Genomic DNA, 24,421 nt, shown 5'->3' with positions numbered 1-24,421 from the left:
ATGACCGACTACGTGAACTACACGACCGGCGAGCCGGTCACCGACTCCAAGGCTCCTTCCGGCCCGATCCACGAGCGCTGGGACAAGCGCCGCTTCGAGGCCAAGCTGGTCAACCCGGCCAACCGGCGCAAGCACACGGTCATCGTCGTCGGTACCGGCCTGGCGGGCGGCTCCGCGGGCGCCACACTGGCCGAACAGGGCTACCACGTGGTCCAGTTCTGCTACCAGGACTCCCCGCGCCGCGCCCACTCCATCGCCGCGCAAGGAGGCATCAACGCGGCGAAGAACTACCGCAACGACGGCGACTCGATCCACCGGCTGTTCTACGACACCGTCAAGGGCGGCGACTTCCGCGCCCGCGAGTCCAACGTGCACCGGCTCGCGCAGATCTCCGTCGAGATCATCGACCAGTGCGTCGCCCAGGGCGTGCCCTTCGCCCGCGAGTACGGCGGCCTGCTCGACACCCGCTCCTTCGGCGGCGTCCAGGTCTCCCGCACCTTCTACGCCCGCGGCCAGACGGGCCAGCAACTGCTCCTCGGCGCGTACCAGGCCCTCAGCAGGCAGATCGCCGCCGGGAACGTGGAGATGCACCCGCGCACCGAGATGCTGGACCTGATCGTCGTCGACGGGCGGGCGCGCGGCATCGTGGCCCGCGACCTGATCACGGGCCGTGTCGACACGTACTTCGCCGACGCGGTGGTGCTGGCCTCCGGCGGGTACGGAAACGTCTTCTACCTGTCGACCAACGCCATGAACTCCAACGCGACCGCCGTCTGGCGGGCGCACCGGCGCGGCGCGTACTTCGCCAACCCCTGCTTCACCCAGATCCACCCCACCTGCATCCCGCGCACCGGCGACCACCAGTCCAAGCTGACACTGATGAGCGAGTCGCTGCGCAACGACGGCCGGATCTGGGTGCCCAGGGCCAAGGGCGACCACCGGCCACCGAACCAGATCCCCGAGGACGAGCGCGACTACTACCTGGAGCGCATCTACCCGTCCTTCGGCAACCTGGTCCCGCGCGACATCGCCTCCCGGGCCGCGAAGAACGTCTGCGACGAGGGCAGGGGAGTGGGCCCCGGCGGCCAGGGCGTGTACCTGGACTTCGCGGACGCGATCCAGCGGATGGGCCGGGGGGCCGTCGAGGCCAAGTACGGCAACCTCTTCGACATGTACCAGCGGATCACCGACGAGGATCCGTACCAGGTGCCGATGCGGATCTACCCTGCCGTGCACTACACGATGGGCGGGCTCTGGGTCGACTACGACCTGCAGACCACCGTCCCGGGCCTGTTCGCGGTCGGCGAGGCCAACTTCTCCGACCACGGCGCCAACCGGCTCGGCGCCTCCGCGCTGATGCAGGGCCTGGCCGACGGCTACTTTGTCCTCCCGGCCACCATCAACGACTACCTGGCCCGCAACCCGCACCAGGAACCGGTCACCGCCGGACACCCCGCCGTCCAGGAGGTGCTGGCCGAGACCGAGGACCGGCTGAACCTGCTGCTGTCCGTCGACGGCGACCGCACCCCCGACTCCTTCCACCGCGAACTCGGCGAACTGATGTGGGAGTTCTGCGGCATGGCCCGCACGGACGCCGGGCTGCGCAAGGCCCTGGAGCGCATCCCCGAGATCCGCGCGGAGTTCTGGCGGCGGATCAAGGTGCCCGGCACCGGCGAGGAGTTCAACCAGTCGCTGGAGAAGGCCAACCGGATCGTCGACTACCTGGAGCTCGCGGAGCTGATGTGCCTCGACGCGCTGCACCGCGCCGAGTCCTGCGGCGGCCACTTCCGCGAGGAGTCCCAGACCCCCGACGGCGAGGCCGCCCGCAGGGACGACGAGTTCGGCTACGCGGCGGCCTGGGAGTTCACCGGCACCGGTGCGTCACCCGTCCTGCACAAGGAAGACCTGGTCTTCGAGTACGTCCACCCCACCCAGCGGAGCTACGCATGAAGCTCACCCTGCGCGTCTGGCGGCAGAAGAACGCCGACGCCGACGGAGCGATGTCCACGTACGAGGTGGACGGCATCTCGTCCGACATGTCCTTCCTGGAGATGCTGGACGTCCTCAACGAACAGCTCATCCTCGCCGGCGAGGACCCCGTCGCCTTCGACCACGACTGCCGCGAGGGCATCTGCGGTGCCTGCTCGCTCGTCATCAACGGCGACGCGCACGGGCCGGAGCGGACCACCACCTGCCAGCTGCACATGCGGTCCTTCAAGGACGGCGACACGATCGACATCGAGCCGTGGCGGGCCGCCGCCTTCCCGGTGATCAAGGATCTGGTGGTCGACCGGTCCGCGTTCGACCGGATCATCCAGGCCGGCGGCTACGTCACCGCGCCGACCGGGTCCGCGCCGGAGGCCCACGCCACGCCGGTGCCGAAGGCGGACGCCGACTTCGCGTTCGAGCACGCGGAGTGCATCGGATGCGGGGCGTGCGTGGCCGCGTGTCCGAACGGCGCGGCGATGCTGTTCACCTCCGCCAAGATCAACCACCTGAATGTGCTGCCGCAGGGCGCGCCCGAGCGGGAGACCCGGGTGCTGGACATGGTGGCGCAGATGGACGCCGAGGGCTTCGGCGGCTGCACGCTGGCCGGCGAGTGCGCCACCGCCTGCCCCAAGGGCATTCCGCTGGTGTCCATCACGGGCATGAACAGGGAATGGCTGCGGGCCACCCGCAAGGCGGGGAAGAGGTAGCGCCCACCGGCGTTCAACAACACCACACCCACTCTCCTGGCACCGGTCACGCGCAGGCCAACCGGCATCGGAAGAACAGGAGCGGCGGGCCGTACGCACCGGCCCGCCGCCCCGTCGCCGAACCGGCCCGTGACCAGGAGAGAGCCATGACCGGCGTTTCCACCCTCGATCGTCCCCCGCAGCCCGCGGCGCCCACCCGCTACACCGTCACCCTCGCCCGCGACGAGGACGACGTGCGTGCCGCGCAGCGGCTGCGGCACGACGTCTTCGCCGGGGAGATGGGTGCCCTGCTGGCCGGCCCTCAGCCGGGCCTCGACGTCGACGCCTTCGACGCGTACTGCGACCACCTGCTCGTCCGTGACACCGTGACCGGGCAGGTCGTCGGCACCTACCGGCTGCTGCCGCCGGAGCGGGCCGCCGTCGCCGGCCGGCTCTACTCGGAGGGCGAGTTCGAGCTGGGGGCGCTGGACGGGATCCGGCCGGGTCTGGTGGAGGTCGGCCGCTCCTGTGTGCACCCCGACCACCGTGACGGCGCGGTCATCGGGCTGATCTGGGCCGGGATAGCGCGTTACATGGTCGACCGCGGGCACGAGTGGCTGGCGGGCTGCTGCTCGGTACCGCTCGCCGACGGCGGGAGCCTCGCGACGGCCACCTGGGAGCGGGTCCGGGCCAAGCACCTGGCCCCCGAGGAGTTCCGGGTACGGCCGCTGCTGCCCTGGGTCCCGAACGCCGAGGCCCCCGCCGGCCGCAGCGAGCTGCCCGCCCTGCTGCGCGGCTACCTCCGTCTCGGCGCCTGGGTGTGCGGCGAGCCCGCGCACGACCCGGACTTCGGGGTCGCCGACCTGTACGTGCTGCTGTCGATGCGCCGGGTGAACCCGCGCTATCTGCGGCACTTCCTCTCCCTCGTGCCGGCCTGATGAGCGTCTGGCTGCCCAGCGCGCCCTGCACCCCGGGCGCCTGTGTGGAGCAGGCCCGGGCCGCGGCGGCCGTACCCCGGGCCGTGCTGCGGCTGACCGTGGTCGTGGTCCTGGTGCTGGCCGGGATCGCGCTGTCCCCGCTCGGCGGGCGGATCCCCGCCGAGTGGGTCAGGCGGTGGTCCCGGGCGATCGTGCGGGCCATCGGCGTCCGGGTCCGCTTCACCGGTGCCGCGGCACCGGCCGGCGGGCTGCTGCTGGTCGCCAACCACGTCTCCTGGCTGGACATCCCGCTGCTGACCGCCGTACGGCCCGCCCGGATGCTCGCCAAGTCCGAGGTGCGGCGGTGGCCGGTCGCGGGCCCGCTGGCCGCGCGCGGCGGAGCCCTGTTCATCGAGCGGGACCGGATCCGCGCCCTGCCCCAGACGGTCGCCCGGATCGCCGAGGCCCTGCGCGCGGGCGCCGCCGTCACCGCGTTCCCCGAGGGCAGCACCTGGTGCGGCCGGGCCCACGGCCGCTTCCACCGGGCGGTCTTCCAGGCCGCGCTGGACGCAGGCGTCCCCGTGCAGCCGGTCGGCCTGCGCTACCGGCAGGAAGGCGGCGGGCCGAGCACCTCGGCGGCGTTCGTCGGCGAGGACACCCTGCTGGCCTCCCTGTGGCGGGTGGCCCGCGCCCGGGGCCTGGTCGCCGAGGTGGACATACGGCCGCCGATCCCCCCGGGGACCCACCCCGACCGCCGCGCCCTGGCATGCGCAGCACAGCCGGTGACGCCGGAGCCCGCCTGGACCCATGCCGCCTTGGTCACCACCTGAGGGTGAATAGGCCGGAAGGTATGGATTTGTCCGGAAGGGGAACCCGGCAGGGGCACATCACTACTCCCTGAGGAGCGTGCGCCCATGTCGACGGGAACGCTTCTGGCGATCATCATTCCGATCGTGGTGGTGATCGCTCTGGCCGCTGTGGCGGTCTCACTGCTGATGCGACGCCGTCACCTCCGTGAGCGCTTCGGCCCGGAGTACGAACGGACGGTCGAGGGATCCGACAGCCGGCTCGCCGCCGAGCGTGAGCTCAAAGAGCGCGAGCGGCGACACGACTCGCTGGAGATCAAACCGCTGCCCCCCGTCTCGCGGGACCGCTACACGCGGGAATGGACCAGCGTCCAGGAGGAGTTCGTCGACCGGCCGGAGGACGCGGTCCACGACGCGGACCGGCTGGTGACCTCGCTGATGCACGAGCGCGGCTACCCCACCGAGGGGTTCGAGCAGCAGATGAAGGACCTCTCGGTGGAGCACGGCGCCACGCTGGAGCACTACCGGGCCGCGCACGAGGTGGAGAGCCTCTCCACCCGCACACGGGCGACGACCGAGCAGTTGCGGGGTGCCATGGTGCACTACCGGGCGCTGTTCGACGAGTTGCTCTCCGACGGCGGCGGCCGGGCACAGCCCGCCCGGTCCTGACCGACCCATCGACCCCGCATGGAGGAACGCCATGCCCAGAAACGAGGACGTGGACCGCACCACCGGCGGCCTGTCCACCGAGGACCTCGCCCAGCCGACGGCACCGGCCCCGGACTCGGCCTCCGCGCCGGAGGCGGGCCCCTCGGACGCGCCGGTCTATCCCGGTGAGAGCACCGCGACGCAGGGCACGGGCGGTGAGTCCGTCACGCACGGAGCCGATGCCGATGCCTCGGCCCCCGAGAGCCCGGCCGCCGAGGGCGCCCCGACGACCTCGGACGACGAGGCACCGCAGCTGCTGACGGACGACGACGAGCACGCCTTCCGCGACCGCTGGCAGCAGATCCAGAACAAGTTCGTGGACGACCCCCGCGAGGCCGTGCACGACGCCGACACCCTGGTGGCGGACGTCATGCAGACCCTCGCCTCCACCTTCGCCCAGCACAAGAAGGACCTGGAGGCGCAGTGGAGCCAGGGCGAGCGGGTGGACACCGAGGAACTCCGTGGGGCGCTGCGCCGTTACCGTTCCTTCTTCAACCGGTTGCTCAGTACCTGAGCGTCCGGTTCAGGGCATGACCCGGGCCAGGTAGGGCGCCGTCGCGCTGCCCTCCGCCCGGGCCACCCGCTCCGGCGGGCCTGCCGCCACGATGCGGCCGCCCCGGTCGCCGCCGCCAGGGCCCAGGTCGATCACCCAGTCGGCGCCCGCGACCACCGTCATGTCGTGTTCGACCACCACGACCGTGTGGCCCGCGTCCACCAGCCCGTGCAGCCGTTCCATCAGCACCTCCACGTCGGCGGGGTGCAGTCCGGTCGTCGGCTCGTCCAGCAGGTAGAGGGTGTGGCCGCGCCGGCCGCGCTGCAGCTCGCTCGCCAGCTTGATCCGCTGCGCCTCCCCGCCGGACAGCTCGGTCGCCGGCTGGCCGAGCCGCAGGTAGCCGAGCCCGACGTCGAGCAGCGTGGCCAGGCTGCGGGCGGCGGCCGGGATGTCCGAGAAGAACTCCGCCGCGGCCTCCACGGTCAGGTCGAGCACCTCGGCGACGGTCCGGCCCCGGTAGGTCACCTCGAGCGTCTCCGGGTTGTAGCGGGCGCCCCCGCACTCCGGGCAGGGCGCGTAGGTGCTCGGCAGGAACAGCAGCTCGACGCTGACGAACCCCTCGCCCTGGCAGGTCTCGCAGCGCCCTCCCGCCACGTTGAAGGAGAACCGCCCGACGCCGTACCCGCGCGAGCGTGCCTCGTCCGTACCGGCGAACACCTTGCGGACGACGTCGAACAGGCCGGTGTAGGTGGCCAGGTTGGAGCGCGGGGTCCGTCCGATGGGCCGCTGGTCCACCCGGAGCAGCCGCCGCACCCCCTCCAGGTCCTCCGTCAACTCCCCCACGAGGGTGGACTTCCCGGACCCGGAGACCCCGGTGACGGCGGTGAACGCGCCGAGCGGGAACCCGGCCGTCACCCCGCGCAGGTTGTGCCGGGTCACCGGGCCGACCGTCAGCCAGCCGCGCGGCTCGCGCAGCGTGCGCGCGGGCCCCGGCGCCTCGTCGAAGAGGAAGGCGGCCGTCGCAGACTCCGGCACCGACGCCAGCTCGGCCGGCGGCCCGCTGTAGAGCACCCGCCCGCCGTGCTCGCCCGCGCCGGGCCCGACGTCCACCAGCCAGTCGGCGCCGCGGACCACCTCCAGATGGTGCTCCACCACGAACACCGAGTTCCCCGCGGCCTTCAGCCGTGCCAGCACGGTCAGCAGAGCCTCGGTGTCCGCCGGGTGCAGTCCGGCGGACGGCTCGTCCAGCACGTACACCACACCGAACAGCCCGGACCTCAACTGCGTGGCCAGCCGCAGCCGTTGCAGCTCACCCGCCGACAGGGGGGGGTCGAGCGGTCCAGGCTCAGATAGCCGAGGCCCAGCTCGACCACCGGGGCGATCCGGGACTTCAGGTCCTCGGTGAGCACCCGTGCGGTCCCGGTGCCGCCGTCGAGCAGTCCGGTGAGGTCGGTCAGCGGCAGCCCGGCCAGCTCGGCGATGGTCCGGCCGCCGAAGGTCACGGCGAGCGCCTCGGGCCGCAGTCGGCTGCCCCCGCACACCGGGCAGGGCGCGCTCGTCAGGAACCGCTCCGCCTTCGCGCGCAGCGTGGCCGACCTGGTGTCCGAGAACGTCTTCAGCACATACCGGCGGGCGCTCATGTACGTGCCCTGGTAGGGCCGTTGGATGCGGTCGGCGTCCCGCACCGGGTGGACGGTGACGACGGGCTGCTCGTCCGTGAACAGGATCCACTGCCGCGCGGGCGCGGGCAGTTCGCGCCAGGGCCGGTCCACGTCGTGGCCCAGCGTGTCCAGGATGTCGCGCAGGTTCTTGCCCTGCCAGGCGCCCGGCCAGGCGGCGATCGCACCCTCGCGGATCGACAGCGAGGGGTCCGGGACCAGCAACTCCTCGGTGGTCTCGTGCACCTGGCCGAGGCCATGGCACCCGGGGCAGGCACCGGCGGCCGTGTTCGGCGAGAACGCGTCGGAATCGAGGCGCTCGGCGCCCGGCGGATACTCCCCGGCACGCGAGAAGAGCATGCGCAGGGAGTTGGAGAGATTGGTGACCGTGCCGACCGAGGAGCGGGAGGTGGGGGCCGAACGGTGCTGCTGCAGGGAGACGGCCGGCGGCAGCCCGCTGATCTCGCCGACCTCGGGCGTCCCGACCTGATGGATCAGCCTGCGCGCGTACGGCGCGACCGACTCGAAGTACCGCCGCTGGGCCTCGGCGTAGATCGTGCCGAACGCCAGGGACGACTTTCCCGAGCCGGACACGCCGGTGAACACGGCCAGCACGTCCCGCGGGATGTCCACGTCGACGCCCTTGAGGTTGTGCTCGCGGGCACCGCGCACACGGACGAAGGAGTCGTACGGGTCGTGAGGGCTCGGCATCGGGGGAACTCTATCCGCCCCCCGGCGCTACGACTGCGGAGGGTTGCCCCGGTCCTGCCGGGTGCCGAACTCGTCCCTCAGCTTGTCCTGCCCGGTGTCGACCTGTGACTGGTACTTCTTGCCGGTGCGCTGGTCGATGTGGTCACCGCCCTTGTCGATGCCCTTGTCGGCCATGTCCTCGTGGCCCTTGAGCATGCCCTTGATCTTGTCCATGAAGGACATGGCAGCCCTCCTCGTCGCTTGAGGCTTCCTCTCCCAGGATCACCGGCCCGGGCCGGGTCCGCATCCCGGGCGCGGTCGGCGGTGCGGGAACGGTCAGCGGGGCGCGAACAGTGCGGCGAGCCGCCGGTAGGAGTCCCGCAGCGCGGCGCGGTCGTAACTGCTGGTGGTCACGAGGACCTCGGCGGCGCCCGTCTCCTTCAGCACGGTCTCCAGCTGGTGCGCGACCTGCTCTTGCGTGCCGGCGAGGTGACCGTCGAGCCCCGACTCGTAGAAGCCGCGCTCCTTCGCGGTCATCGCGCGGGCCTCGATCTCCTCGGCGGGGGCGAGCGGCGGGAAGGTGCCGTGGGTGCGCGAGTACGCCATCGACCAGGCCTCCGGCACCAGCAGCCGGCGCGCCTCGGCCGCCGTGCCGGCGACCGCGACCGACCCGGAGACCACGACGTAGGGCTCCGCCGCCCAGCGGGAGGGCCGGAACAGCGAGCGGTACCGGTCGACGCCGCGCAGCAGCTTCTCCCGGTCGCGCAGGTCACCGATGACCACGGGCAGCCCGGCCTGCGCCGCGATCCGCGCGCCCTCGCCCGTGGCCAGCACGAACGGCGGCACCCGCAGCCCCTCCGCCGGGCGGGCGTGCACGCCGGTCGGCGAGCTGCCCGTGAACCACTCCAGCAGCTCGCCGAGCTGCGCCGCGAAGTCCCCGGCATCGCCCTTGTCCCGGCCGAGCGCCTTGCGCACCCCGTCCGTGAAGCCCACGGAACGCCCGAGCCCCATGTCGATCCGCCCGGGGAACAGGGACTCCAGCACCCCGAACTGCTCGGCGACGACCAGGGGCTGATGGTTGGGCAGCATGACTCCGCCGGTGCCGACCCGGATCGTGCGGGTGGCCGAGGCGACCGCCGCGGCGAGCACGGTCGGCGCGGAGCCCGCGACACCGGGCACCCCGTGGTGCTCGGACACCCAGAAGCGGTGGTAGCCGAGCGTCTCCGCCTCCCGCGCCAGCGCGACGGTGTGGCGCAGTGCCTCGGCGGGCGGGTGTCCCTCGCGGGTGCGGGAACGGTCGAGGACGGAGAACCGGGTCCGGGCGATCACCGAGCTGCTCACATGAGGGTTCAACGCCCTGCCGGGCCCGGGATTCCCGCTGTCACGCCGCGTAGCCCCGCGGTGACCCGGCGCGCGCGTGGGCGTGTGCGTGCGCCCGCCCTCGCTAGGGTGGGCGTGTGACCGACAGCGACAAGCGTCCGCTCGCCGTGTTCGACCTGGACAACACCCTCGCCGACACCGCTCACCGCCAGCACTTCCTGGAGGAGCGGCCACGGAACTGGGACGCCTTCTTCGCCGCCGCGCCCGCGGACCCGCCGATCGAGGAGGCGGTGGCCATGGCCGTGGAGAGCGCCCGCGCGTGCGAGGTCGTCTATCTGACGGGCCGTCCCGAGCGGTGCCGGCGCGACACGCTGGAGTGGCTCGCCGCGCACGGCCTGCCCGAGGGCCGGCTGCACATGCGGGGCAACGCCGACCGCAGGCCCGCCCGGTTCACGAAGCTGGAGACCCTGCGCCGGCTCGCCCGCACCCGGGAGGTCCGGGTCCTCGTGGACGACGACGAGCTGGTGTGCGACGACGCCGAGCGGGCCGGCTTCACCGTCGTACGCGCCCGCTGGGCCGCGAAGTCGGCGGTGCTGGAGGAGGCGCAGGAGCGGGAGGGCCGGACCTGACGGCCGGTCGGGTGGCCGGCCCCCGTCCTGTCGCGCCCCGTCCTGTCAGTCCCCGTCCTCGAGGCGGAAGCCCACTTTGAGGCCGACCTGCCAGTGCTCGATCTCGCCGTCCGAGAGCTGGCCCCGGACCTGGGTGACCTCGAACCAGTCCAGGTTGCGCAGGGTCTGGCCGGCGCGGGCGATGCCGTTGCGGATGGCCTGGTCGACGCCCTCGTGGGAGCTGCCGACGATCTCGGTCACCCGGTAGGTGTGATTCGACATGACTCCACGGTGCCGCATACCCGCCCGCTCCGCACGGCGGCCGGGGTCCGCGGGGGCTCCCGGACGACCGCCGAGGAGCTCACCCGCGGACCCCGGCCGGGTCACCGCGCCACGCTCAGCGACAGCGCGAAGCGGCCCTGCGCATCGGTCCACCAGTGAGTCAGTTCCAGTCCGGCGGCGGCGAGTTCCGCGCTCACCCCCTCCTTGCGGAACTTCGCCGACACCTCGGTGCGCAGTTCCTCGCCCGCCGCGAAGTCCACGACGAGGTTCAGCGCGGGCACCTTCACGGTCTGCGCGGTGCGGGAGCGCAGCCGCATCTCGATCCACTCCCGCTCGGCGTCCCACAGCGCCACGTGGTCGAAGGCGTCCGGGTCGAAGTCGGCGCCCAGCTCACGGTCGACGACGGACAGCACGTTCTTGTTGAACGCGGCCGTCACCCCGGCCGCGTCGTCGTACGCCCGGACCAGCACCTGCTCGTCCTTGACCAGGTCGGTGCCGAGCAGCAGCCCGTCGCCCGGGGCGAGCAGGGAGCGGGCGGAGGCCAGGAAGTCCGCGCGTTCGGCGGGCAGCAGGTTGCCGAGCGTGCCGCCGAGGAAGGCCAGCAGCCGGGGTCCGGGCGTGGCGGTCAGGGCCAGCGGCGCGGTGAAGTCGGCGATCAGCGCGTGCACGTCGAGGTCGGGGCGGGCCCCGACGAGCGCCTCCCCGGCCTGGACCAGGGCGCTCTCGCTGACGTCGACCGGCACGTAGGCGGCGAGCGCGGGCAGCGCGTCGATGAGGTAGCGGGTCTTTGCCGAGGAGCCCGAGCCCAGCTCGATCAGCGTACGGGCCCCGCTCGCGGCGGCGATCTCGCCGGACCGGGCGACGAGGATCTCCCGCTCGGCGCGCGTGGGGTAGTACTCGGGCAGCTCGGTGATCTGCTCGAACAGCTCGCTGCCGCGGGCGTCGTAGAACCACTTCGGCGGCAGCCACTTGGGGGCGGCGGTGAGGCCGTGCAGGACGTCGGCGCGCAGTGCGGCGTCCGTGGCGTCCTCCGGAAGGGTGCGGGTGACGTGCAGGGGACTCAACGGCAGGGCTCCTTAGGTGAGGGGGACGCCCCGGCTCGAGCGCGGCCGGGCGTGGGGGAGTTCGCCGGATCCTCCAGCGGGGCGAGCAGCACGCCGGCGCGGCTCGCGGTGAGCACGGTGCGGTCGGGGACCTCCTGCCAGAGCGGGTCGTCGTCGTACGGTTCGGAGGCGACGACCGTGCCCCGGCCGGGTTCGGTGCGGTACCAGAGGCTGTCGCCCCAGGCGGTGGCGGCGATCGTGGTGCCGTCGGTGAGCAGCAGGTTCAGCCGGGAGGCGGGGGCCGCCTCGGCGACCTGGCGCACCGTCTCGCCGAGAGCGTGCTCCGGCTCGTCGCCGAGGCGCAGCCGGTGCAGCACCAGGGCCCAGACGAACGCGGAGTCCGTGCGGGCCTGCAGCGACAGCAGGTCGACCGGGGGCAGCGCGGACACCAGGGACGCGGCCGAGTCCGGCCAGCCCGCGACGGCGCCGTTGTGGCTGAACAGCCACCGCCCGGCCGCGAAGGGCGCCGCGGCGGCCTCGGCGTCCGCGCCCGCGAGCGTCGCGTCCCGTACGGCCGCGAGCACGGCGCCGGAGCGCACCACCCGGGCCAGGTCGGTGAAGGACAGGTCCGCCCAGATCGGCCCGGCCCGCCGGTAGCGCGCCGGGACCGGGTCGTCACAGGCGTACCAGCCGACACCGAAACCGTCGGCGTTGACCGTCCCGTGCCGCTGCCGCCGGGGTGCCCACGCCTGGCGGAACAGACTGTGCGGGGGCTCCGTCAGCAGCCGGCCGAGTGGTTCGGCGGGGCCCAGGTAGGCCAGGTGACGGCACATCAGACGGTCTCCGAGCGGGCGGTGCGGAAGCCGGAGAAGATCTGCCGGCGGATCGGGTAGTCCCAGTTGCGGAACGTGCCCCGGCAGGCCACCGGGTCCACGGCGAAGGAACCGCCGCGCAGCACCTTGTACTCGGGGCCGAAGAACACCTCCGAGTACTCCTTGTACGGAAACGCCCGGAAACCGGGGTACGGCAGGAAGTCGCTCGCCGTCCACTCCCACACGTCGCCGATCAACTGCCGCACACCCAGCGGGGATGCACCGGCCGGATAGCTTCCGGCCGGGGCGGGCCGCAGATGCCGCTGGCCCAGGTTGGCGTGCTCGGGCGCCGGGTCGGCGTCACCCCAGGGGTAGCGCCGGGAGCGGCCGGTGGCCGGGTCGTACCGGGCGGCCTTCTCCCACTCCGTCTCGGTGGGCAGCCGGCGCCCGGCCCAGCGTGCGTAGGCGTCGGCCTCGTACCAGCTGACGTGCAGCACCGGCTCGTCCGGCGGGACCGCCTCCGTGATCCCGAAGTGGCGCCTGAGCCACTGGCCGCCGTCCCGCCGCCAGAACAGCGGCGCCGTGACGGAGTGCTGCCGGATGTGCGCCCAGCCCTGCGGGCTCCACCAGCGCTCGGTGTCGTAGCCGCCGTCCTCGATGAACGTCTGGTACGCCGCGTTCGTCACCGGGGTGGTGTCGATCCAGAACGGGGCCACCTCCCGCGGGTGCGCCGGGCGTTCGTTGTCCAGCGCCCAGGGCTCGGCGGAGGTGCCCATGGTGAACGGCCCGCCCGGCACGAGGACTTCGGCGGGACCGGGGAACGGCGGGACCGGGTCGGGGTCGGGCGCGATCAGGGCCTGCGGGCCCTTCCTGAGCTGATGGGTGATCAGCATGGTCTCGTCGTGCTGCTGTTCGTGCTGCGCGATCATCCCGAAGGCGAATCCGGCCTCGGTCAGCCGGGTGCCGTGGAAGTCCGCCGACTCCAGCAGGTCCAGCGCCCGGCCGCGCACCTCGGCCGCGTAGCCGCGGGCCTCCTCGGGCGACAGCAGCGGCAGCGACGGGCGCTCGGCACGCGGGTGCTCGAAGGCGTCGTACAGGCTGTCGATCTCGGGCCGCATCGCCTCGCGGCCGCCGACCGCCCGCAGCAGCCACAGCTCCTCCTGGTTGCCGATGTGCGCGAGGTCCCACACCAGCGGGGACATCAGCGGGGAGTGCTGGGCGGTGAGGTCCGGGTCCTCGACGCAGCTGGTCAGCAGGGTGGTCCGGTCCCGGGCCGCGGTGAGGGAGGCCAGCGCGCGCTCCCGCAGGGTCTCGGCGTCGGGCTCGGCGGCCGTGGCGGGGGCCGTCGTCTCCGCGGCCGTGGTGCGGGTGGTCTCGGGGGCGGTCATGTGCGGATGTCCTTCCTCCGGTGGGCGGTGGGGGTGCCCCCGGTGGGGCCGGGTCCGGACCGGGACGGGTCCGTGTCGCGCAGCCGGTCCAGCAGGTCGTCGGCCGGGCAGCGGCCGCGGGCGACATAGCGGTGCAGGTACGCCGCCACGGCATCGGTCACCTCGGTGGTGGCGCCGAGCCGGGGCAGGGCCTCCAGCGCCGCCGTGAAGCAGCCGGTGGCCGCCTCGCGCAGCTCCGGATCGGCGAGCCCGTGCCGGGCCGCGTCGGTCCACAGCGGGTTGTGCGGGGCGGGCAGGTTCAGCGCCCGCTCGGTGAGCGGCTTGACGATCCGGTACGCCCGCTCGGCGGCCTCCGGGTCGTCGAACAGCGCCGCCGTCACCGCGAGCGGCACGATCCAGCCGTCGTCCCCGGGCTGCGCGTCGATCATCCGCAGCTCCAGGTGACCGCGCGGCCGGACCGGCGGGAACAGGGTGGTCAGGTGATAGTCCAGGTCCGCCCGGGTGGGGGCGCGGGGCGCCCGGGTGCGGGTCCACTCCCGGAAGGTGAGCCCCTCGGGCACCTCCCACGGCTCGCCGTCCCTGCGGACGCACATCACCGGCGAGTCCAGCACATGCCGTGCCCAGGCCCGACGGGGCGCGCTGTCCAGCGGGGGAGCGCCCGCGCGGCCGGCTCCGATCTCCAGCCACATCAGCTGCCGGGTGGAGACCCAGCCGGTGGGCTCATGGCCGAGCAGCGGGGAGTTGGCGAACGCGGCCACCAGGACCGCGCCCAGCTGGTACGCCAGCCACCAGCGTCGTACGTGTCCCAGCGGGCCCGGCTCCTCGTGACCGGCGTCGACACAGACCTGGACGGAGGCCGAGGAGCACATCATGTGCCGCCCGGCCGGACCGGTGCGGTCCAGGCAGGCCTCCATGGCGTCGTAGCGCGGCTCGTGCAGGAACCGGCGGGGCGCGTGCCAGGGGTCGTGGCCGATGCCGACCAGGCCGAGTCCGTCCTCGGCGAGGACGGCCCGGACGGTGTCCAGGTCGGCGGAGACGGCGGTGATGCACTCCATCAGGGAGGCGGCGGGCGGCGAGCTCAGCTCCAGCTGGCCGCCGGGTTCGACGGTGAGCGCCGAGCCCAGGGGTACGGACCGCAACGCGGCGTAGGCCGCGTGGAGTCGTTCGGGTGTCACGGGGAGCTGCGGCGTCCGCAGCTCGTGGACGAGCCACTCCAGTTCGACACCGAGCGCGCGGGGCGGCCCGGTCTTGAAGCAGATGCCCCGGACCAGGGCCTCCACCTCGGCTTCGTGGACGGCGGTGCGGTTCCTCGTACAGTCGCCGCCGTCGCTCTGTGAATCGGACATGTCGGGATCCTCCTGAGATTCCACCATGTCACCGGCCCGGATTCCGGTGGACCGGGCAGGCGCCGTTCCACCCAAGACCCTCGAGCCGGTTAGCACAAGAGTGCCCCCCGGTACGTTCCGGGTCGGTCATCTCCGTTTCCGTGTGTGTTTCCGGACCGTTCGTGGGGCGGGAAACTCCGTTGCACCGCCTCCCCAGCATCACCCAGGATGCGTGCATGAGCACGACGGGGGAGACCGCGCAGGCCGCGGCCGTGGCGCCCACGGGGGTGGCGCCGTGAGCGCGCGCCTGCGCGGGATCGCCGCGGAGACGGAGCGGATCGTGGCGGCGGGCCGGTACCTCGCGCCGGACGGCCGGGAGGTGTCCGTCGCGGCGCAGACCGAGGCCGCGCGGGACGGTACGCGGATGTTCGGCCCGGAACCGGTCTCCGTTCCGCCGGGGGCGGTGCCTGCGGGGGAGACGGCCGGGGCCGGTACGGTCTTCGCCGTCACCGGTGAGAGCAGCCTGGAGGCGGCCCGTCGGCTGGCCGACGCCCCGGTCGCGGTGCTGAACTTCGCCTCGGCCCGCAATCCGGGCGGCGGCTATCTCAACGGCGCGCAGGCCCAGGAGGAGGCCCTGTGCCGCGCTTCCGCCCTGTACACCTGCCTGCTGACGGCCCGTGCCTTCTACGACCACCACCGCGCCGACCGCGACCCGTTCTACACCGACCGCGTGATCCACTCACCGGCGGTCCCGGTCTTCCGGGACGACCGCGGCCGACTGCTCGCCGAGCCGTTCCGCGCGGGCTTCCTGACCGCGGCGGCCCCCAACGCGGGCGTGGTGCGGCGCACGCAGCCGCGGCGCGCCGCGGAACTGCCGGGCGCCCTGGCGGCGCGGGCCGGGCGGGTGCTGGAGACGGCCGCGGCGAACGGCTACCGGCGACTGGTGCTCGGCGCCTGGGGCTGCGGCGTCTTCCAGAACGACCCGGCGCAGGTCGCCGGCGCCTTCCGGGCGCTGCTGGGGCCCGGCGGCCGGTTCGCCGGGGCCTTCGAGCAGGTGGTGTTCGGGGTGCTGGACCGGACGCCGGGAGCGGTGGTCAGGGACGCCTTCGCACGCGCGTTCCCGGAGTCCCGCACCGGGGCGTCGTCCGCCGGTCAGGTCCAGCCGTAGCGCAGGTGCAGCCGCTGCCGGACCAGGTTGAACCGCATACGGTCCAGCGCGCACGCCTCGCGCCGCATGCCCTCCTCGTGCAGCCGCAGCACGCGGTCCACGTCCACCCAGGAGTCCCGGTCCGACCGGTCCCAGGGCCCGCTGCCGATCGCCACGTAGTCCCGGTCGCCGTCGTGGCGCTTGCTGGTCAGCTGGACGGCGAGGAAGGTGCCGGCCGCCTCCCGGGCGACGACCAGGACCGGGCGGTCCTTGCCCCGGCCGTCGTTCTCCTCGTACGGCACCCAGGTCCACACGATCTCCCCGGGGTCCGGGTCGCCGTCGTGGGCCGGGGAGTACTCGGTGCGCACCCGGCCGACCTCGCGCGGGTCGGCCTCGGTGGTGGCGTGGCGGCCGTGGCGGCCGGGGACGTTCTCATCGGTAAGCGTGCTCACGGGAGGCACCCTAGTGGTCCGGTCCCCGGGCGCAACGGGCGCCCACCGTCCCGGCGTTACGGGGTCAGGCCGGTGAGGTGCCGGGGCGCGGGCCGATCCGCATGCCGGGGCGGCGGCGGTGCACGGTCAGGTAGGTCAGGCCCGTCCTCCCGGCGGTGAGGCTGCGCGTCGCGCCGTGGGGCAGCCAGACCAGGGCGCCCTCGGTGAGCGGCCGCGGCTCGTCCGCCGGGCCCGCGCCGAGCACGCCGTCCCCGGCGACCACGAGGAGCAGCACGTCCAGCTGTGCCTCCGCGTGGGCCGTGATCCGTCTGCCGGGGGCGAGCCGGACCACGTGGGCGTCGAGCCGGCGTCCGCTCTCGGCGAGCTTCCACAGCACCCCGGCCGCGGCCGACGGTTCGGCGGCCAGGGCCCGGGTGTCGCACAGCACGCGCGGATCCGCCGTGGTGCCGTCGGTCTGGCCGGTCTCGATGGCGGACGGCGACGTCATCCGGTCTTCCCCTCGGCTCTTCCGCTTCCCCGCGGCACTTCCGCCCTGGGAGCGGGCCTGCTCACGGTGTGATCACGTAAGGTCGTCGACCGGGCCCGCGAGGGCGTGAGGCACACGGGGGGAGACGACAGGCATGCGCACGCCCGGCCGGATCTGGGAGGAGGCCGACCTGCCCGCGCGTCGGCTCGCCGGACTCGCCCTCAACCCGTCGGCGACACCGGACGTCCTGCTCCGGCTGCTCCGCGAGGCTCCGCTCGCCGCACGGATGGTGCTGTGCCGGGACCGTGATCTGCCCACGGAGGTCGTGGACGCCGTGATCGAGCACCCCGACCGGCGGACCCGGGGCTTTTTCGCCGTCAACCCCCATGTGGACCCCGCCCAGCGGGCGCGGCTCGTGGACGACCCCGACTGGTTCGTGCGCGCCCACCTCGCCGAAGGGCCCCGGGTGACCGAGCCGGAGCGGCCCGAGCCGCTGCCCGACGCCACCGTGGTCCGCATGCTCGTCACGTACGAGGCGGAACATCTCTGGTCGCTGTACCGGCAGATGTCCCCCGAGCTGACCCGTGCCCTGCCCACCCACCCGGTCGCCGCGGCGCGTCTCCACGGTGTCTTCCGCTGGGATCTGCTCTCCGCCGACCGGCGGGCCGCTCTGCTCGCGGACCCGGACGAGGGGGTGCGCGAGGCGGCGCGAAGATGCGCGCGCCACGAGGATCCGACGTGGGTGGAGAGCACGCTCCCGGACCGTCCCAGCCACGCCCGCACCGACCTGCTGTCGTTCCGCGCTCTCAGCCGGGCCGTCGTGGAGGGTGTCCTCACCGCACCGGCCGGCGAGGACGACAGGGCGATGATCGCCGGCAACCCCACGCTGCCGCCCGACGTGGTGGCCCTCCTGGCCACCGACCCGGACCCGGAGGTACGGGAGGAGATCGCGCGCCGCGCGGACCTCCGGCCCGCCGAGCGTCACGCACTCGTCGCCGATCCGCACCGGGGCGTGCGCCGGGCCGTCGCCCGCCACCCGGACCTCGACGCGGACGAACGCCGTACGCTCGCGACGGATCCCGACCCGGACGTACGGCTGGCCGTGTCGGTCCACCCCGCCCTCGGCGAGGCGGAGCGCTCCCGCATCGACTACACCGTGCCCCTGGACTGCCGGTTCGGCGCCCACTACGAGGACCGGGCACCCCGCGACCCCGAGGCCGTCCGCCGGGACGCGCTCTCCGGGCACCCGCTGCTGCGCCGGGAGGCCGCCGGGGAGCGCACTCTCCCGGCGGACCTGGTGGCACGCCTGGCCGAGGACGAGGACCTCGGCGTACGCGTGCTGCTCGCCCAGAACCACCCGGACGCGCCGCCGGCCCTGTTGCTGCGCAGCTTCCTGGAGTACACCGGCCCCGAGCGCGCACGCCTGACCACCCGGCCGAACTTCCCGTGCGCCGGTCTGGCCGCGTACGCCGGCCACACCGACCCCGAGGTCCGCGCCCTGGCCGCCCGGGACCCGGACACCGCACCGGCCACCGTCGACCACCTCACCCGCGACCCCGACCCCCAGGTGCGGTCCGCGGGCGCCCGGCACCCGAACCTCCCGCCGGCCCGGCTGGCCCGGCTCCTCGCCGACGAGGAACTCGCCCACGCCGCAGCCGCGAACCCGGCGCTGGACCCGGCCACGGCCGACCGGCTGCTGACGACAGGCGGCCGGGGCCCCTGGTGAGGGACCCCGGCCGCACGCACCGTCGTTCGCTCAGTCCTCCTGTTCCACCGGCACCCTGTGCGGCGCAGGCGTCACCGTTCCGCCCGGCGAGGGGGAAGCGGCGTTCACCGCCTGCCCGTTGTCGCCCATCGTGGCGAGCAGCTTGCGCGCGAGACCGAGGCCCGTGCCGCCCATGGTGAGCGCCTTGGCGAACAGTTCGCCCATCCCGTCGGCGCCGTTGAGCAGCACCATGTTGTCCACGTTGCCGAACGCGGACGCGCCGGCCTGGACGATCTCCGGCCACTTCTCGGCGAGTTGCTGGGCGACGACCGCCTCCTGGTTCTCGGCGAGCGCGGCGGCGCGGGCCTTGATGGCCTCGGCCTCGGCGAGGCCCTGGGCCCGGGTCGCCTCGGCCGTCGCCAGGCCCTTCGCCTGCGCGGCGGCGGCCTCGGCCTCACCGGTGGCCCGGGTGGCGGCGGCGCTCGCCGTACCACGGGTCTTGGTCGCCTCGGCCTCCGCGGCCGCCGCGGCCTTCACCCGGGTGGCCTCGGCCGCCGCCGCCAGCTCCGTCTCCTTCGCCCTGGCCTCGGCCCCGGAGATCCGCGCGTCGCGCTCGGCCTCGGCCAGCGTCCGCTTCTCGTAGGCCCTCGCGTCCGCCGGCTTGCGGACGTCGGCCTGGAGCTGCTGCTCGCGCCGGTGCGCCTCCAGCTCGGCGACCCGTGTCTCCTGGACGACGACCTCCTGCCGGGAGGCCGCCTCGGCGAGCGGACCGGCCTGCCGGGCCTTCGCCGCCGCCTTGTCCCGCTCCGCCTGGTAGCCGGCCTGCAGGATCTCGCTGTCCCGGGTGGCCTCCGCCATCCGGGCGAACGACTGCTGCTCGGCCTCGGTGGCCAGCCGGTTCGCCTCCGCCTGCGCGATCCGCGCGTCCCGCTGCACGGCCGCCGCGTGCGGCATGGCCAGGTTCTGGATGTAGCCGGTCGGGTCCTCGATCTCGTGGATCTGCAGCGAGTCCACGATCAGGCCGAGCTTCTCCATCTCCGTACCGCAGGCCGCCCGGGTCTGCCCGGTCAGCTTCTCCCGGTCCCGGATCATGTCCTCGACCGTCAACCCGCCCACGATGGACCGCAGATGACCGGCGAAGACGTTGTGCACCCGCTCGGACATCAGCCTCTGCTGGTCCAGGAAGCGGCGGGCCGCGTTGGCGATCGACACGAAGTCGTCGCCCACCTTGAAGATGACCACGCCCCGCACCTTGAGCGGAATGCCCTGGTGGGTCACGCAGTCCACCTGCAACTCGGTCTCGTTCAGGTCGAGGGAGAGCTTGCGCACCGCCTGCACCCCGGGCAGCACCAGCGTGCCGCGCCCGGTGACGATGCGGAATCCCATGCCCTCCTCCAGGCCCTCGGTGCGGTGCGTGGACCCGGAGATGATGAGCGCCTCGTTCGGCTCGGCGACCCGCCACATCATCTTGAACAGACCGATCAGCACGAGAACGGCAACGACGACCGCCCCCGCAACGACGCCGATGACCATCGGCATTCGCCCCCTTTGCATGGTGCCCTCTCGGCACCGAACGAAGGGAGTGTGCTCCCGCGCGGCCGCGCGGAGAAGTCACTGACGAATCCTTGTTGCAATCTTGATGCCCGACGCCTCACCTGGGGCGGAGCATGCTCAACTGTCGTACACGGCGGTGACGTACACCGTCCTCGGCGGCAGGTGCTCCACCACCGTCACCACCGTGCCCCGTTCGATCCGGACGGCGCCGTCGGCCGCGTAGGCGAGGAAGTGCTCCGCGCCGCCGCGCACCCGGACGATCACCTCGCCGACCAGTCCGGGCCCGATCGTCCCCGTCACCCGCCCCATGAGTCCGATCATCGACGCATCGTCCATGGCCCCAGCGTACGGGCGGAACGCCGTCATGCGGCCGGACTGTCCGCCTCCGCCGTCCGCGGCGGCCAGCGTTCGTGCCAGCGCAGCTCCGCCTCCAACTGGGCGGCGAGGGAGACGAGCAGCGGCTCGCTGTGCGCCGGCCCGAGCAGCTGGGCACCCACGGGCAGCCCGTCCCCGACGAACCCGGCCGGGACGTTGACGCCGGGCCAGCCCAGCACGTTCCACGGCCAGGCGTACGGGCAGGCGGCGATCATCGCGCGGTCCGTGGCGAACCCGCCCAGCCGGTACAGGGCGCCGATCCGGGGCGGGGGAGCGGCCGTCGTCGGCGCGAGGATCACGTCGTACGACTCGAAGAACGCGCCGATCCGCCGGTGCAGCACCGCCTCGGCCCGGCGGGCCGCCCGCAGCGGGGCCCCGGCGAGCAGCCGGCCCAGCCGGGCCGCGTCCCGGGTGCGGCGGTCGAGCAACGCGGGGTCCGGGGCCTCGCGGACCCGGTCGGCGATCCCGGCGGTGGCACGGGGGAGGAAGGTCAGCCCGATCCGGCCGTAGGGCGGGTCCGCCTCCTCGACGGTGTGCCCCGCCCGGGCGAGCCGCTCGGCCACGTCGAGGACCCGGGCGCGCACCTCGGGCTGGAGGCGGGCGGGCACGGCGGTGAACGGCGGCTTCAGCGACAGGGCGATGCGCAGCCGGCCCGGGTCCCGGCCGACCGCGTCCGCCACCGTAAGCGCGGGCGGGCGGTGCGGGTCCCGGTCGTGGTTGCCGCTCGCCGCGTCCAGCAGCAGGGCCGCGTCGGCGACCGTGCGGGCGAGGGTGCCGTTGACCGTGATGCCGTGGAAGGACTCGCCGCGCGGCCAGGTCGAGATGCGGCCGCGCTGCGGCTTGATGCCGATGAGATGTGTCCAGGACGCCGGGATCCGCACCGAGCCGGCGCCGTCGGAGCCCAGTGCGGCCGGCACGAGCCCGGCGGCCACGGCGGCGGCCGACCCGCCGGACGACCCGCCGGGCGTGTGGTCGGTGTGCCACGGGTTGCGGGTCTCCCCGAACGCCTCTCCCTCGGTGAACGGCCACTGCCCCAGCTCGCAGGTGTTCGTCTTGCCGACGATCACGGCCCCTGCCGCGCGCAGCCGCCGTACCGCCTCGCCGTCCTCCGCGACCGGGGGGAACACGCCCCGGCAGCCGAAGGCGGTGGGCTCGCCCGCCACGTCCATGTCGTCCTTCACCGCCACCGGCACCCCGAGCAGCGGGCGCCGCCCTCCGGCGGCCAGCTCCCGGTCCGCGGCCTCCGCTTCGGCGAGCGCGGCCTCGCCACGCACGATGCGGAAGGCGTTCAGCGTCGGCTGCGTGGCCTCGATCCGGGCCAGGGCCCGTTCCACCAGCGCGACGGAGGTCACCTCCCCGTCGGCGAGTGCTCGGACTGTCTCGGTGAGCCCTGCGGGACGGTCGGGCGTCATGGACGAGCACCTCCGGGAGGCTTCGGGCACGATGTCTACCGAACGGTAACGTCAGATCGGGGCCGACCGTGCGGTTTTCGCGCGGGTGTCTCCGCTCCGTTGTGCCGGGCCGTCGGCGCGCGGAGGGCCGCTCACCGGTCCAGCAGCCGCCGCACCCACGTCCGCCGTGCCGCTCGGGCCGCACGGGAGAGGGCCGCCTCCGGGGCGAGGGCGTCGAAGCCGTGGCAGCCGCCTGGCCAGACGTGGAGTTCGGCGGCACCGCCGGCCTGCCACATGCGGGAGGCGTAGGTGACCACCTCGTCCCGGAAGGTCTCCGCCGAGCCCACGTCGAGGAAGGCCGGGGGCAGGGCGGACAGGTCGGTGGCGCGGGCCGGGGCGGCGTAGGGGGAGACGTCGGGGCCGCCCCGGCGCTCGCCCAGCAGGGCGGTCCAGGCCGTCTCGTTGGCGGTGCGGTCCCAGGCGCCCCGCCCCGCCATCTGCCGGCTGGAGACACTGTCGTTGCGGTCGTCCAGCATCGGTGACATCAGCAACTGGCCGATCGGGGCGGGGCCCTGCCGGTCCCGGCTGAGCAGGGTGAGTGCGGCGGTGAGGCCGCCGCCCGCGCTGGCGCCGACGACGACGATCCGGTCCGGGTCGCCGTCGATCTCCCCGGCGTGCCGCGCGGTCCACAGCAGGCCCGCGTACACGTCCTCGACCGGTGCCGGGTGCGGGTGTTCGGGTGCGAGCCGGTACTCCACCGACACCACGACCGCGCCCAGCTCGTGCGCCCAGGCCAGCGGCTCCGTCACGCCGGCCCGGTTGGTGCCGAGCATCATGCCGCCGCCGTGCACGTGGTAGAGCACCGGCAGCGGGGGCGCGAGCGGGGGCGCGGTGGGGCGGCACACGAGGAGGGAGATGTCGGGCGCGCCCGCCGGGCCGGGAACCGTGCGGTCCTCCACCTCGAAGGCGCCGTCCAGTGTGAGGTCCAGCAGCCCGAACAGCTCGGGTCCCGTCTCCCGCCGGGCGGCTTCGAGGTCGTCCAGGGTGAAGCCGGGCGCGATCACGTCCGTGGCCGGCTCCAGTGTGGCGGCGAGTTCCGGGTCGAACGGTGGCGGGACCAGGGACATGGCTCCTCCTCGGGTGACCGGCTCGGTGCGGATCGCTTCATGCGGCTCGTCTCATGAGGCTCGGGTCGTGCGTCTCAGTCGGCTCGGGTCGGGCGCACGGGTCATGCGCCTCGGTTCGCCCGGCCGTCCTCCCGCGGCCGGGTGCCTGCGGCTCGCACCGCTCGGGCGGTCCGCGCGAGTGCGGCCACGGGACGCGTACCCCGTACCGGCCGGTTGTCCTCCGCCGCGCGGCCGGTGGTGTGCCCGGGTGCCGTGTCCGGCGCCCCCAGGTGCCGTACCGATCCGAGTACGGTCAGCAGCGCCACCAGCCCGCACACCCCGGCCCAGCCCCACCGGGCGTACACGCGCGTGCCGAGCCAGGAGCCGAGGCTGCCGCCCAGGTAGGCGCAGGTCATGTACGCGGTGTTGAGGCGGCTGCGGATCTCCGCGCCGAGGGCGTACACGCGGACCTGGTTGGCGACCATGCCGGACTGCATGCCGACGTCCAGCAGCAGCGTGCCCGCGACCAGGGCCGTCAGGCCCGGCGCCCCGCCCGCCGCGCCCAGGGCGAGCACCGCGGCGGAGCCGGCGACGAGCAGGAAGCAGACCGTGTTGACCCGGTCCGGGCCCCGCCGGTCCACCTGCCTGCCCGCGAGCGGCGTGACGACCATGGTGACCGCGTTGACCAGCGCGAGCAGCCCGACCGCTGCCGCGCCCAGCCCGTACTCCGGGCCCGTCAGCAGCAGCGCGAGACCCGTCCACGCGGCGGAGAACCCGGCGAACACCGTCGCCTGGTTGCGGCACGAGTGGCGCAGGGCGGGCTCGGTGAGCAGCAGGCGCACCGGCTCGGACAGCAGCCGCGGGTACCGCTGCCGGGTCGGCGCGGTCGCGGGCGGCAGCGCCCGGGCGAGGAGTACGGCGACCCCGAGCGTGAGCAGGGCCGCAAGGACGTACGGCGCCCGCCAGCCCAGCCGCTCACCGAGTGCGCCGCCGGCGGTGCGGGACAGCAGCATGCCCGCGAGGGACCCGCTCAGCAGCGTGCCGCCCACCACGCCCCGCCGCTCCTCGGGGACCAGGCCGGCCGCCAGCGGCCCGGCCAGCGGGGCGATCACCGTCGCCGCACCCACCAGCACGCTCATGGCGAGCAGTGGAGGCAGCGCGGGCGCGGCGGCGGCACCGGCCAGGCCGAGACCGGTCAGCGTGAGCAGGGTGACCAGCAGCGGGCGGGGCGGCAGCCGGTCGCCGAGCGGGACGAGCAGGAAGATGCCCGCGGCGTAGCCGAACTGGGTCGCGGTCACCACCCCGGCCGCCGTGTCCGGACGGACGCCGAGGCCCGCCGCCGCGAGCGGGGCGACCGCCTGCGGGAAGTAGACGTTGCCGACCGCCACCCCGCAGGCCAGGGCCAGCAGCGGGACGAGCCGGGAGGAACCTCGTGGGCGCGCGGTACGCTGCCCGGTGTGGTGATCCGCCATGGCCCCGAGTCAACGGTCCGCGCGGGCC

At 74.1% G+C, this 24,421-nt stretch carries 23 protein-coding genes and 1 pseudogene; 9 read left to right on the top strand and 15 right to left on the bottom strand.

Annotated elements, in window-relative coordinates:
- From ACIHEJ_RS01395 to ACIHEJ_RS01370, 6 genes are all read left to right on the top strand, one after another.
- Positions 1 to 1,950: a fumarate reductase/succinate dehydrogenase flavoprotein subunit gene (locus ACIHEJ_RS01395; RefSeq protein ID WP_400131201.1), complete on the top strand. Its 1,950-nt coding sequence runs from the start codon at positions 1 to 3 to the stop codon at positions 1,948 to 1,950.
- Positions 1,947 to 2,696: a succinate dehydrogenase/fumarate reductase iron-sulfur subunit gene (locus ACIHEJ_RS01390; RefSeq protein WP_400131200.1), complete on the top strand. Its 750-nt coding sequence runs from the start codon at positions 1,947 to 1,949 to the stop codon at positions 2,694 to 2,696. The genes ACIHEJ_RS01395 and ACIHEJ_RS01390 overlap by 4 nt, the downstream gene beginning before the upstream one ends.
- Before the next feature lie 146 nt (positions 2,697 to 2,842).
- On the top strand, positions 2,843 to 3,613 hold the full coding sequence (locus tag ACIHEJ_RS01385; protein ID WP_400131199.1) for a GNAT family N-acetyltransferase: 771 nt from the start codon (positions 2,843 to 2,845) through the stop codon (positions 3,611 to 3,613).
- The gene (locus ACIHEJ_RS01380) at positions 3,613 to 4,422 is read left to right on the top strand and encodes a lysophospholipid acyltransferase family protein (RefSeq protein WP_400131198.1); all 810 of its coding nucleotides are present in this window, start codon (positions 3,613 to 3,615) and stop codon (positions 4,420 to 4,422) included. The genes ACIHEJ_RS01385 and ACIHEJ_RS01380 overlap by 1 nt, the downstream gene beginning before the upstream one ends.
- Before the next feature lie 84 nt (positions 4,423 to 4,506).
- Positions 4,507 to 5,067, top strand: coding sequence for a hypothetical protein (locus tag ACIHEJ_RS01375; protein ID WP_400131197.1), 561 nt, complete (start codon positions 4,507 to 4,509; stop codon positions 5,065 to 5,067).
- A gap of 31 nt (positions 5,068 to 5,098) precedes the next feature.
- On the top strand, positions 5,099 to 5,620 hold the full coding sequence (locus ACIHEJ_RS01370; RefSeq protein ID WP_400131196.1) for a hypothetical protein: 522 nt from the start codon (positions 5,099 to 5,101) through the stop codon (positions 5,618 to 5,620).
- A 9-nt stretch (positions 5,621 to 5,629) separates the two neighbouring features.
- On the opposite strand, the pseudogene ACIHEJ_RS01365 reads toward ACIHEJ_RS01370, so the two are convergent.
- The 3 genes and pseudogenes from ACIHEJ_RS01365 to ACIHEJ_RS01355 all read right to left on the bottom strand — a co-directional run bounded on the left by ACIHEJ_RS01365 (position 5,630) and on the right by ACIHEJ_RS01355 (position 9,288).
- Positions 5,630 to 7,968 (bottom strand): annotated as a pseudogene (locus ACIHEJ_RS01365) (ATP-binding cassette domain-containing protein).
- Between the two features lie 27 nt (positions 7,969 to 7,995).
- Positions 7,996 to 8,190, bottom strand: a complete 195-nt coding sequence (locus tag ACIHEJ_RS01360) for an antitoxin (RefSeq protein WP_400131195.1) — start codon at positions 8,188 to 8,190, stop codon at positions 7,996 to 7,998.
- A gap of 93 nt (positions 8,191 to 8,283) precedes the next feature.
- A complete protein-coding gene (locus ACIHEJ_RS01355; RefSeq protein ID WP_400131194.1) occupies positions 8,284 to 9,288 on the bottom strand; it encodes an LLM class flavin-dependent oxidoreductase in 1,005 nt (334 codons plus the stop codon).
- A gap of 116 nt (positions 9,289 to 9,404) precedes the next feature.
- On the opposite strand from ACIHEJ_RS01355, the gene ACIHEJ_RS01350 reads away from it, so the two are divergent.
- Positions 9,405 to 9,896 carry an HAD family acid phosphatase gene (locus ACIHEJ_RS01350; protein ID WP_400131193.1) on the top strand — a complete coding sequence of 164 codons (492 nt, stop codon included), beginning with the start codon at positions 9,405 to 9,407 and terminating at the stop codon, positions 9,894 to 9,896.
- Between the two features lie 45 nt (positions 9,897 to 9,941).
- Here ACIHEJ_RS01350 and ACIHEJ_RS01345 read toward each other — a convergent pair whose 3' ends face one another.
- The 5 genes from ACIHEJ_RS01345 to egtA form a co-directional block, all read right to left on the bottom strand.
- A complete protein-coding gene (locus tag ACIHEJ_RS01345) occupies positions 9,942 to 10,157 on the bottom strand; it encodes a dodecin (protein ID WP_400131192.1) in 216 nt (71 codons plus the stop codon).
- Positions 10,158 to 10,258: 101 nt separating this feature from the next.
- Positions 10,259 to 11,221 (bottom strand): L-histidine N(alpha)-methyltransferase, encoded by a 963-nt coding sequence (gene egtD / locus ACIHEJ_RS01340; RefSeq protein ID WP_400131191.1) that lies wholly within the window; start codon positions 11,219 to 11,221, stop codon positions 10,259 to 10,261.
- A complete protein-coding gene (gene egtC, locus ACIHEJ_RS01335) occupies positions 11,218 to 12,033 on the bottom strand; it encodes an ergothioneine biosynthesis protein EgtC (protein ID WP_400131190.1) in 816 nt (271 codons plus the stop codon). The genes egtD and egtC overlap by 4 nt, the downstream gene beginning before the upstream one ends.
- Positions 12,033 to 13,400 (bottom strand): ergothioneine biosynthesis protein EgtB, encoded by a 1,368-nt coding sequence (gene egtB, locus ACIHEJ_RS01330; RefSeq protein ID WP_400131189.1) that lies wholly within the window; start codon positions 13,398 to 13,400, stop codon positions 12,033 to 12,035. The genes egtC and egtB overlap by 1 nt, the downstream gene beginning before the upstream one ends.
- Positions 13,397 to 14,746: an ergothioneine biosynthesis glutamate--cysteine ligase EgtA gene (gene egtA, locus ACIHEJ_RS01325; RefSeq protein ID WP_400131188.1), complete on the bottom strand. Its 1,350-nt coding sequence runs from the start codon at positions 14,744 to 14,746 to the stop codon at positions 13,397 to 13,399. Before egtA ends, egtB begins: the two co-directional genes overlap by 4 nt.
- Before the next feature lie 274 nt (positions 14,747 to 15,020).
- Between egtA and ACIHEJ_RS01320 the strand changes: the two genes are divergently transcribed.
- A complete protein-coding gene (locus ACIHEJ_RS01320) occupies positions 15,021 to 15,893 on the top strand; it encodes a TIGR02452 family protein (RefSeq protein ID WP_400131187.1) in 873 nt (290 codons plus the stop codon).
- Here the strand turns inward: ACIHEJ_RS01320 and ACIHEJ_RS01315 are convergent.
- The gene (locus ACIHEJ_RS01315) at positions 15,878 to 16,324 is read right to left on the bottom strand and encodes a type II toxin-antitoxin system PemK/MazF family toxin (protein WP_400131186.1); all 447 of its coding nucleotides are present in this window, start codon (positions 16,322 to 16,324) and stop codon (positions 15,878 to 15,880) included. The genes ACIHEJ_RS01320 and ACIHEJ_RS01315 overlap by 16 nt on opposite strands.
- A 64-nt stretch (positions 16,325 to 16,388) precedes the next feature.
- The gene (locus ACIHEJ_RS01310; protein WP_400131185.1) at positions 16,389 to 16,811 is read right to left on the bottom strand and encodes a cupin domain-containing protein; all 423 of its coding nucleotides are present in this window, start codon (positions 16,809 to 16,811) and stop codon (positions 16,389 to 16,391) included.
- 133 nt (positions 16,812 to 16,944) lie between these two features.
- Between ACIHEJ_RS01310 and ACIHEJ_RS01305 the strand changes: the two genes are divergently transcribed.
- Positions 16,945 to 18,516 carry a hypothetical protein gene (locus tag ACIHEJ_RS01305; RefSeq protein ID WP_400131184.1) on the top strand — a complete coding sequence of 524 codons (1,572 nt, stop codon included), beginning with the start codon at positions 16,945 to 16,947 and terminating at the stop codon, positions 18,514 to 18,516.
- A 30-nt stretch (positions 18,517 to 18,546) separates the two neighbouring features.
- On the opposite strand, the gene ACIHEJ_RS01300 is transcribed toward ACIHEJ_RS01305, so the two are convergent.
- The 5 genes from ACIHEJ_RS01300 to ACIHEJ_RS01280 all read right to left on the bottom strand — a co-directional run bounded on the left by ACIHEJ_RS01300 (position 18,547) and on the right by ACIHEJ_RS01280 (position 24,393).
- The gene (locus tag ACIHEJ_RS01300) at positions 18,547 to 20,034 is read right to left on the bottom strand and encodes a flotillin family protein (RefSeq protein ID WP_400131183.1); all 1,488 of its coding nucleotides are present in this window, start codon (positions 20,032 to 20,034) and stop codon (positions 18,547 to 18,549) included.
- 132 nt (positions 20,035 to 20,166) lie between these two features.
- Positions 20,167 to 20,385 (bottom strand): hypothetical protein, encoded by a 219-nt coding sequence (locus tag ACIHEJ_RS01295; protein ID WP_400131182.1) that lies wholly within the window; start codon positions 20,383 to 20,385, stop codon positions 20,167 to 20,169.
- 26 nt (positions 20,386 to 20,411) lie between these two features.
- Complete coding sequence (locus ACIHEJ_RS01290; protein WP_400131181.1) at positions 20,412 to 21,836, bottom strand: amidase; 1,425 nt, start codon at positions 21,834 to 21,836, stop codon at positions 20,412 to 20,414.
- A 131-nt stretch (positions 21,837 to 21,967) separates the two neighbouring features.
- Positions 21,968 to 22,942: an alpha/beta hydrolase gene (locus tag ACIHEJ_RS01285; protein ID WP_400131180.1), complete on the bottom strand. Its 975-nt coding sequence runs from the start codon at positions 22,940 to 22,942 to the stop codon at positions 21,968 to 21,970.
- A gap of 101 nt (positions 22,943 to 23,043) precedes the next feature.
- The gene (locus ACIHEJ_RS01280) at positions 23,044 to 24,393 is read right to left on the bottom strand and encodes an MFS transporter (protein ID WP_400131179.1); all 1,350 of its coding nucleotides are present in this window, start codon (positions 24,391 to 24,393) and stop codon (positions 23,044 to 23,046) included.
- Positions 24,394 to 24,421: the final 28 nt, after the last annotated feature.

This window comes from Streptomyces sp. NPDC052301, from assembly GCF_044593395.1.
Taxonomy (GTDB): Bacteria; Actinomycetota; Actinomycetes; order Streptomycetales; family Streptomycetaceae; genus Streptomyces.
This window is presented reverse-complemented; position numbering and strand designations above follow the sequence as displayed.

Bases quoted from the DNA above. Each gene is read 5' to 3' on its own strand.
- ACIHEJ_RS01310 (WP_400131185.1), bottom strand. From the start codon at position 16,811: ATGACGTCGCCGTCCGCCATCGAGACCGGCCAGACCGACGGCACCACG.
- ACIHEJ_RS01285 (WP_400131180.1), bottom strand. From the start codon at position 22,942: ATGTCCCTGGTCCCGCCACCGTTCGACCCGGAACTCGCCGCCACACTG.
- ACIHEJ_RS01305 (WP_400131184.1), top strand. From the start codon at position 16,945: ATGCGCACGCCCGGCCGGATCTGGGAGGAGGCCGACCTGCCCGCGCGT.
- ACIHEJ_RS01300 (WP_400131183.1), bottom strand. From the start codon at position 20,034: ATGCCGATGGTCATCGGCGTCGTTGCGGGGGCGGTCGTCGTTGCCGTT.
- ACIHEJ_RS01370 (WP_400131196.1), top strand. From the start codon at position 5,099: ATGCCCAGAAACGAGGACGTGGACCGCACCACCGGCGGCCTGTCCACC.
- egtB (WP_400131189.1), bottom strand. From the start codon at position 13,400: ATGACCGCCCCCGAGACCACCCGCACCACGGCCGCGGAGACGACGGCC.
- ACIHEJ_RS01375 (WP_400131197.1), top strand. From the start codon at position 4,507: ATGTCGACGGGAACGCTTCTGGCGATCATCATTCCGATCGTGGTGGTG.
- ACIHEJ_RS01360 (WP_400131195.1), bottom strand. From the start codon at position 8,190: ATGTCCTTCATGGACAAGATCAAGGGCATGCTCAAGGGCCACGAGGAC.
- ACIHEJ_RS01280 (WP_400131179.1), bottom strand. From the start codon at position 24,393: ATGGCGGATCACCACACCGGGCAGCGTACCGCGCGCCCACGAGGTTCC.
- ACIHEJ_RS01345 (WP_400131192.1), bottom strand. From the start codon at position 10,157: ATGTCGAATCACACCTACCGGGTGACCGAGATCGTCGGCAGCTCCCAC.
- egtA (WP_400131188.1), bottom strand. From the start codon at position 14,746: ATGTCCGATTCACAGAGCGACGGCGGCGACTGTACGAGGAACCGCACC.
- ACIHEJ_RS01385 (WP_400131199.1), top strand. From the start codon at position 2,843: ATGACCGGCGTTTCCACCCTCGATCGTCCCCCGCAGCCCGCGGCGCCC.
- ACIHEJ_RS01390 (WP_400131200.1), top strand. From the start codon at position 1,947: ATGAAGCTCACCCTGCGCGTCTGGCGGCAGAAGAACGCCGACGCCGAC.
- ACIHEJ_RS01380 (WP_400131198.1), top strand. From the start codon at position 3,613: ATGAGCGTCTGGCTGCCCAGCGCGCCCTGCACCCCGGGCGCCTGTGTG.
- ACIHEJ_RS01295 (WP_400131182.1), bottom strand. From the start codon at position 20,385: ATGGACGATGCGTCGATGATCGGACTCATGGGGCGGGTGACGGGGACG.
- egtC (WP_400131190.1), bottom strand. From the start codon at position 12,033: ATGTGCCGTCACCTGGCCTACCTGGGCCCCGCCGAACCACTCGGCCGG.
- ACIHEJ_RS01290 (WP_400131181.1), bottom strand. From the start codon at position 21,836: ATGACGCCCGACCGTCCCGCAGGGCTCACCGAGACAGTCCGAGCACTC.
- ACIHEJ_RS01395 (WP_400131201.1), top strand. From the start codon at position 1: ATGACCGACTACGTGAACTACACGACCGGCGAGCCGGTCACCGACTCC.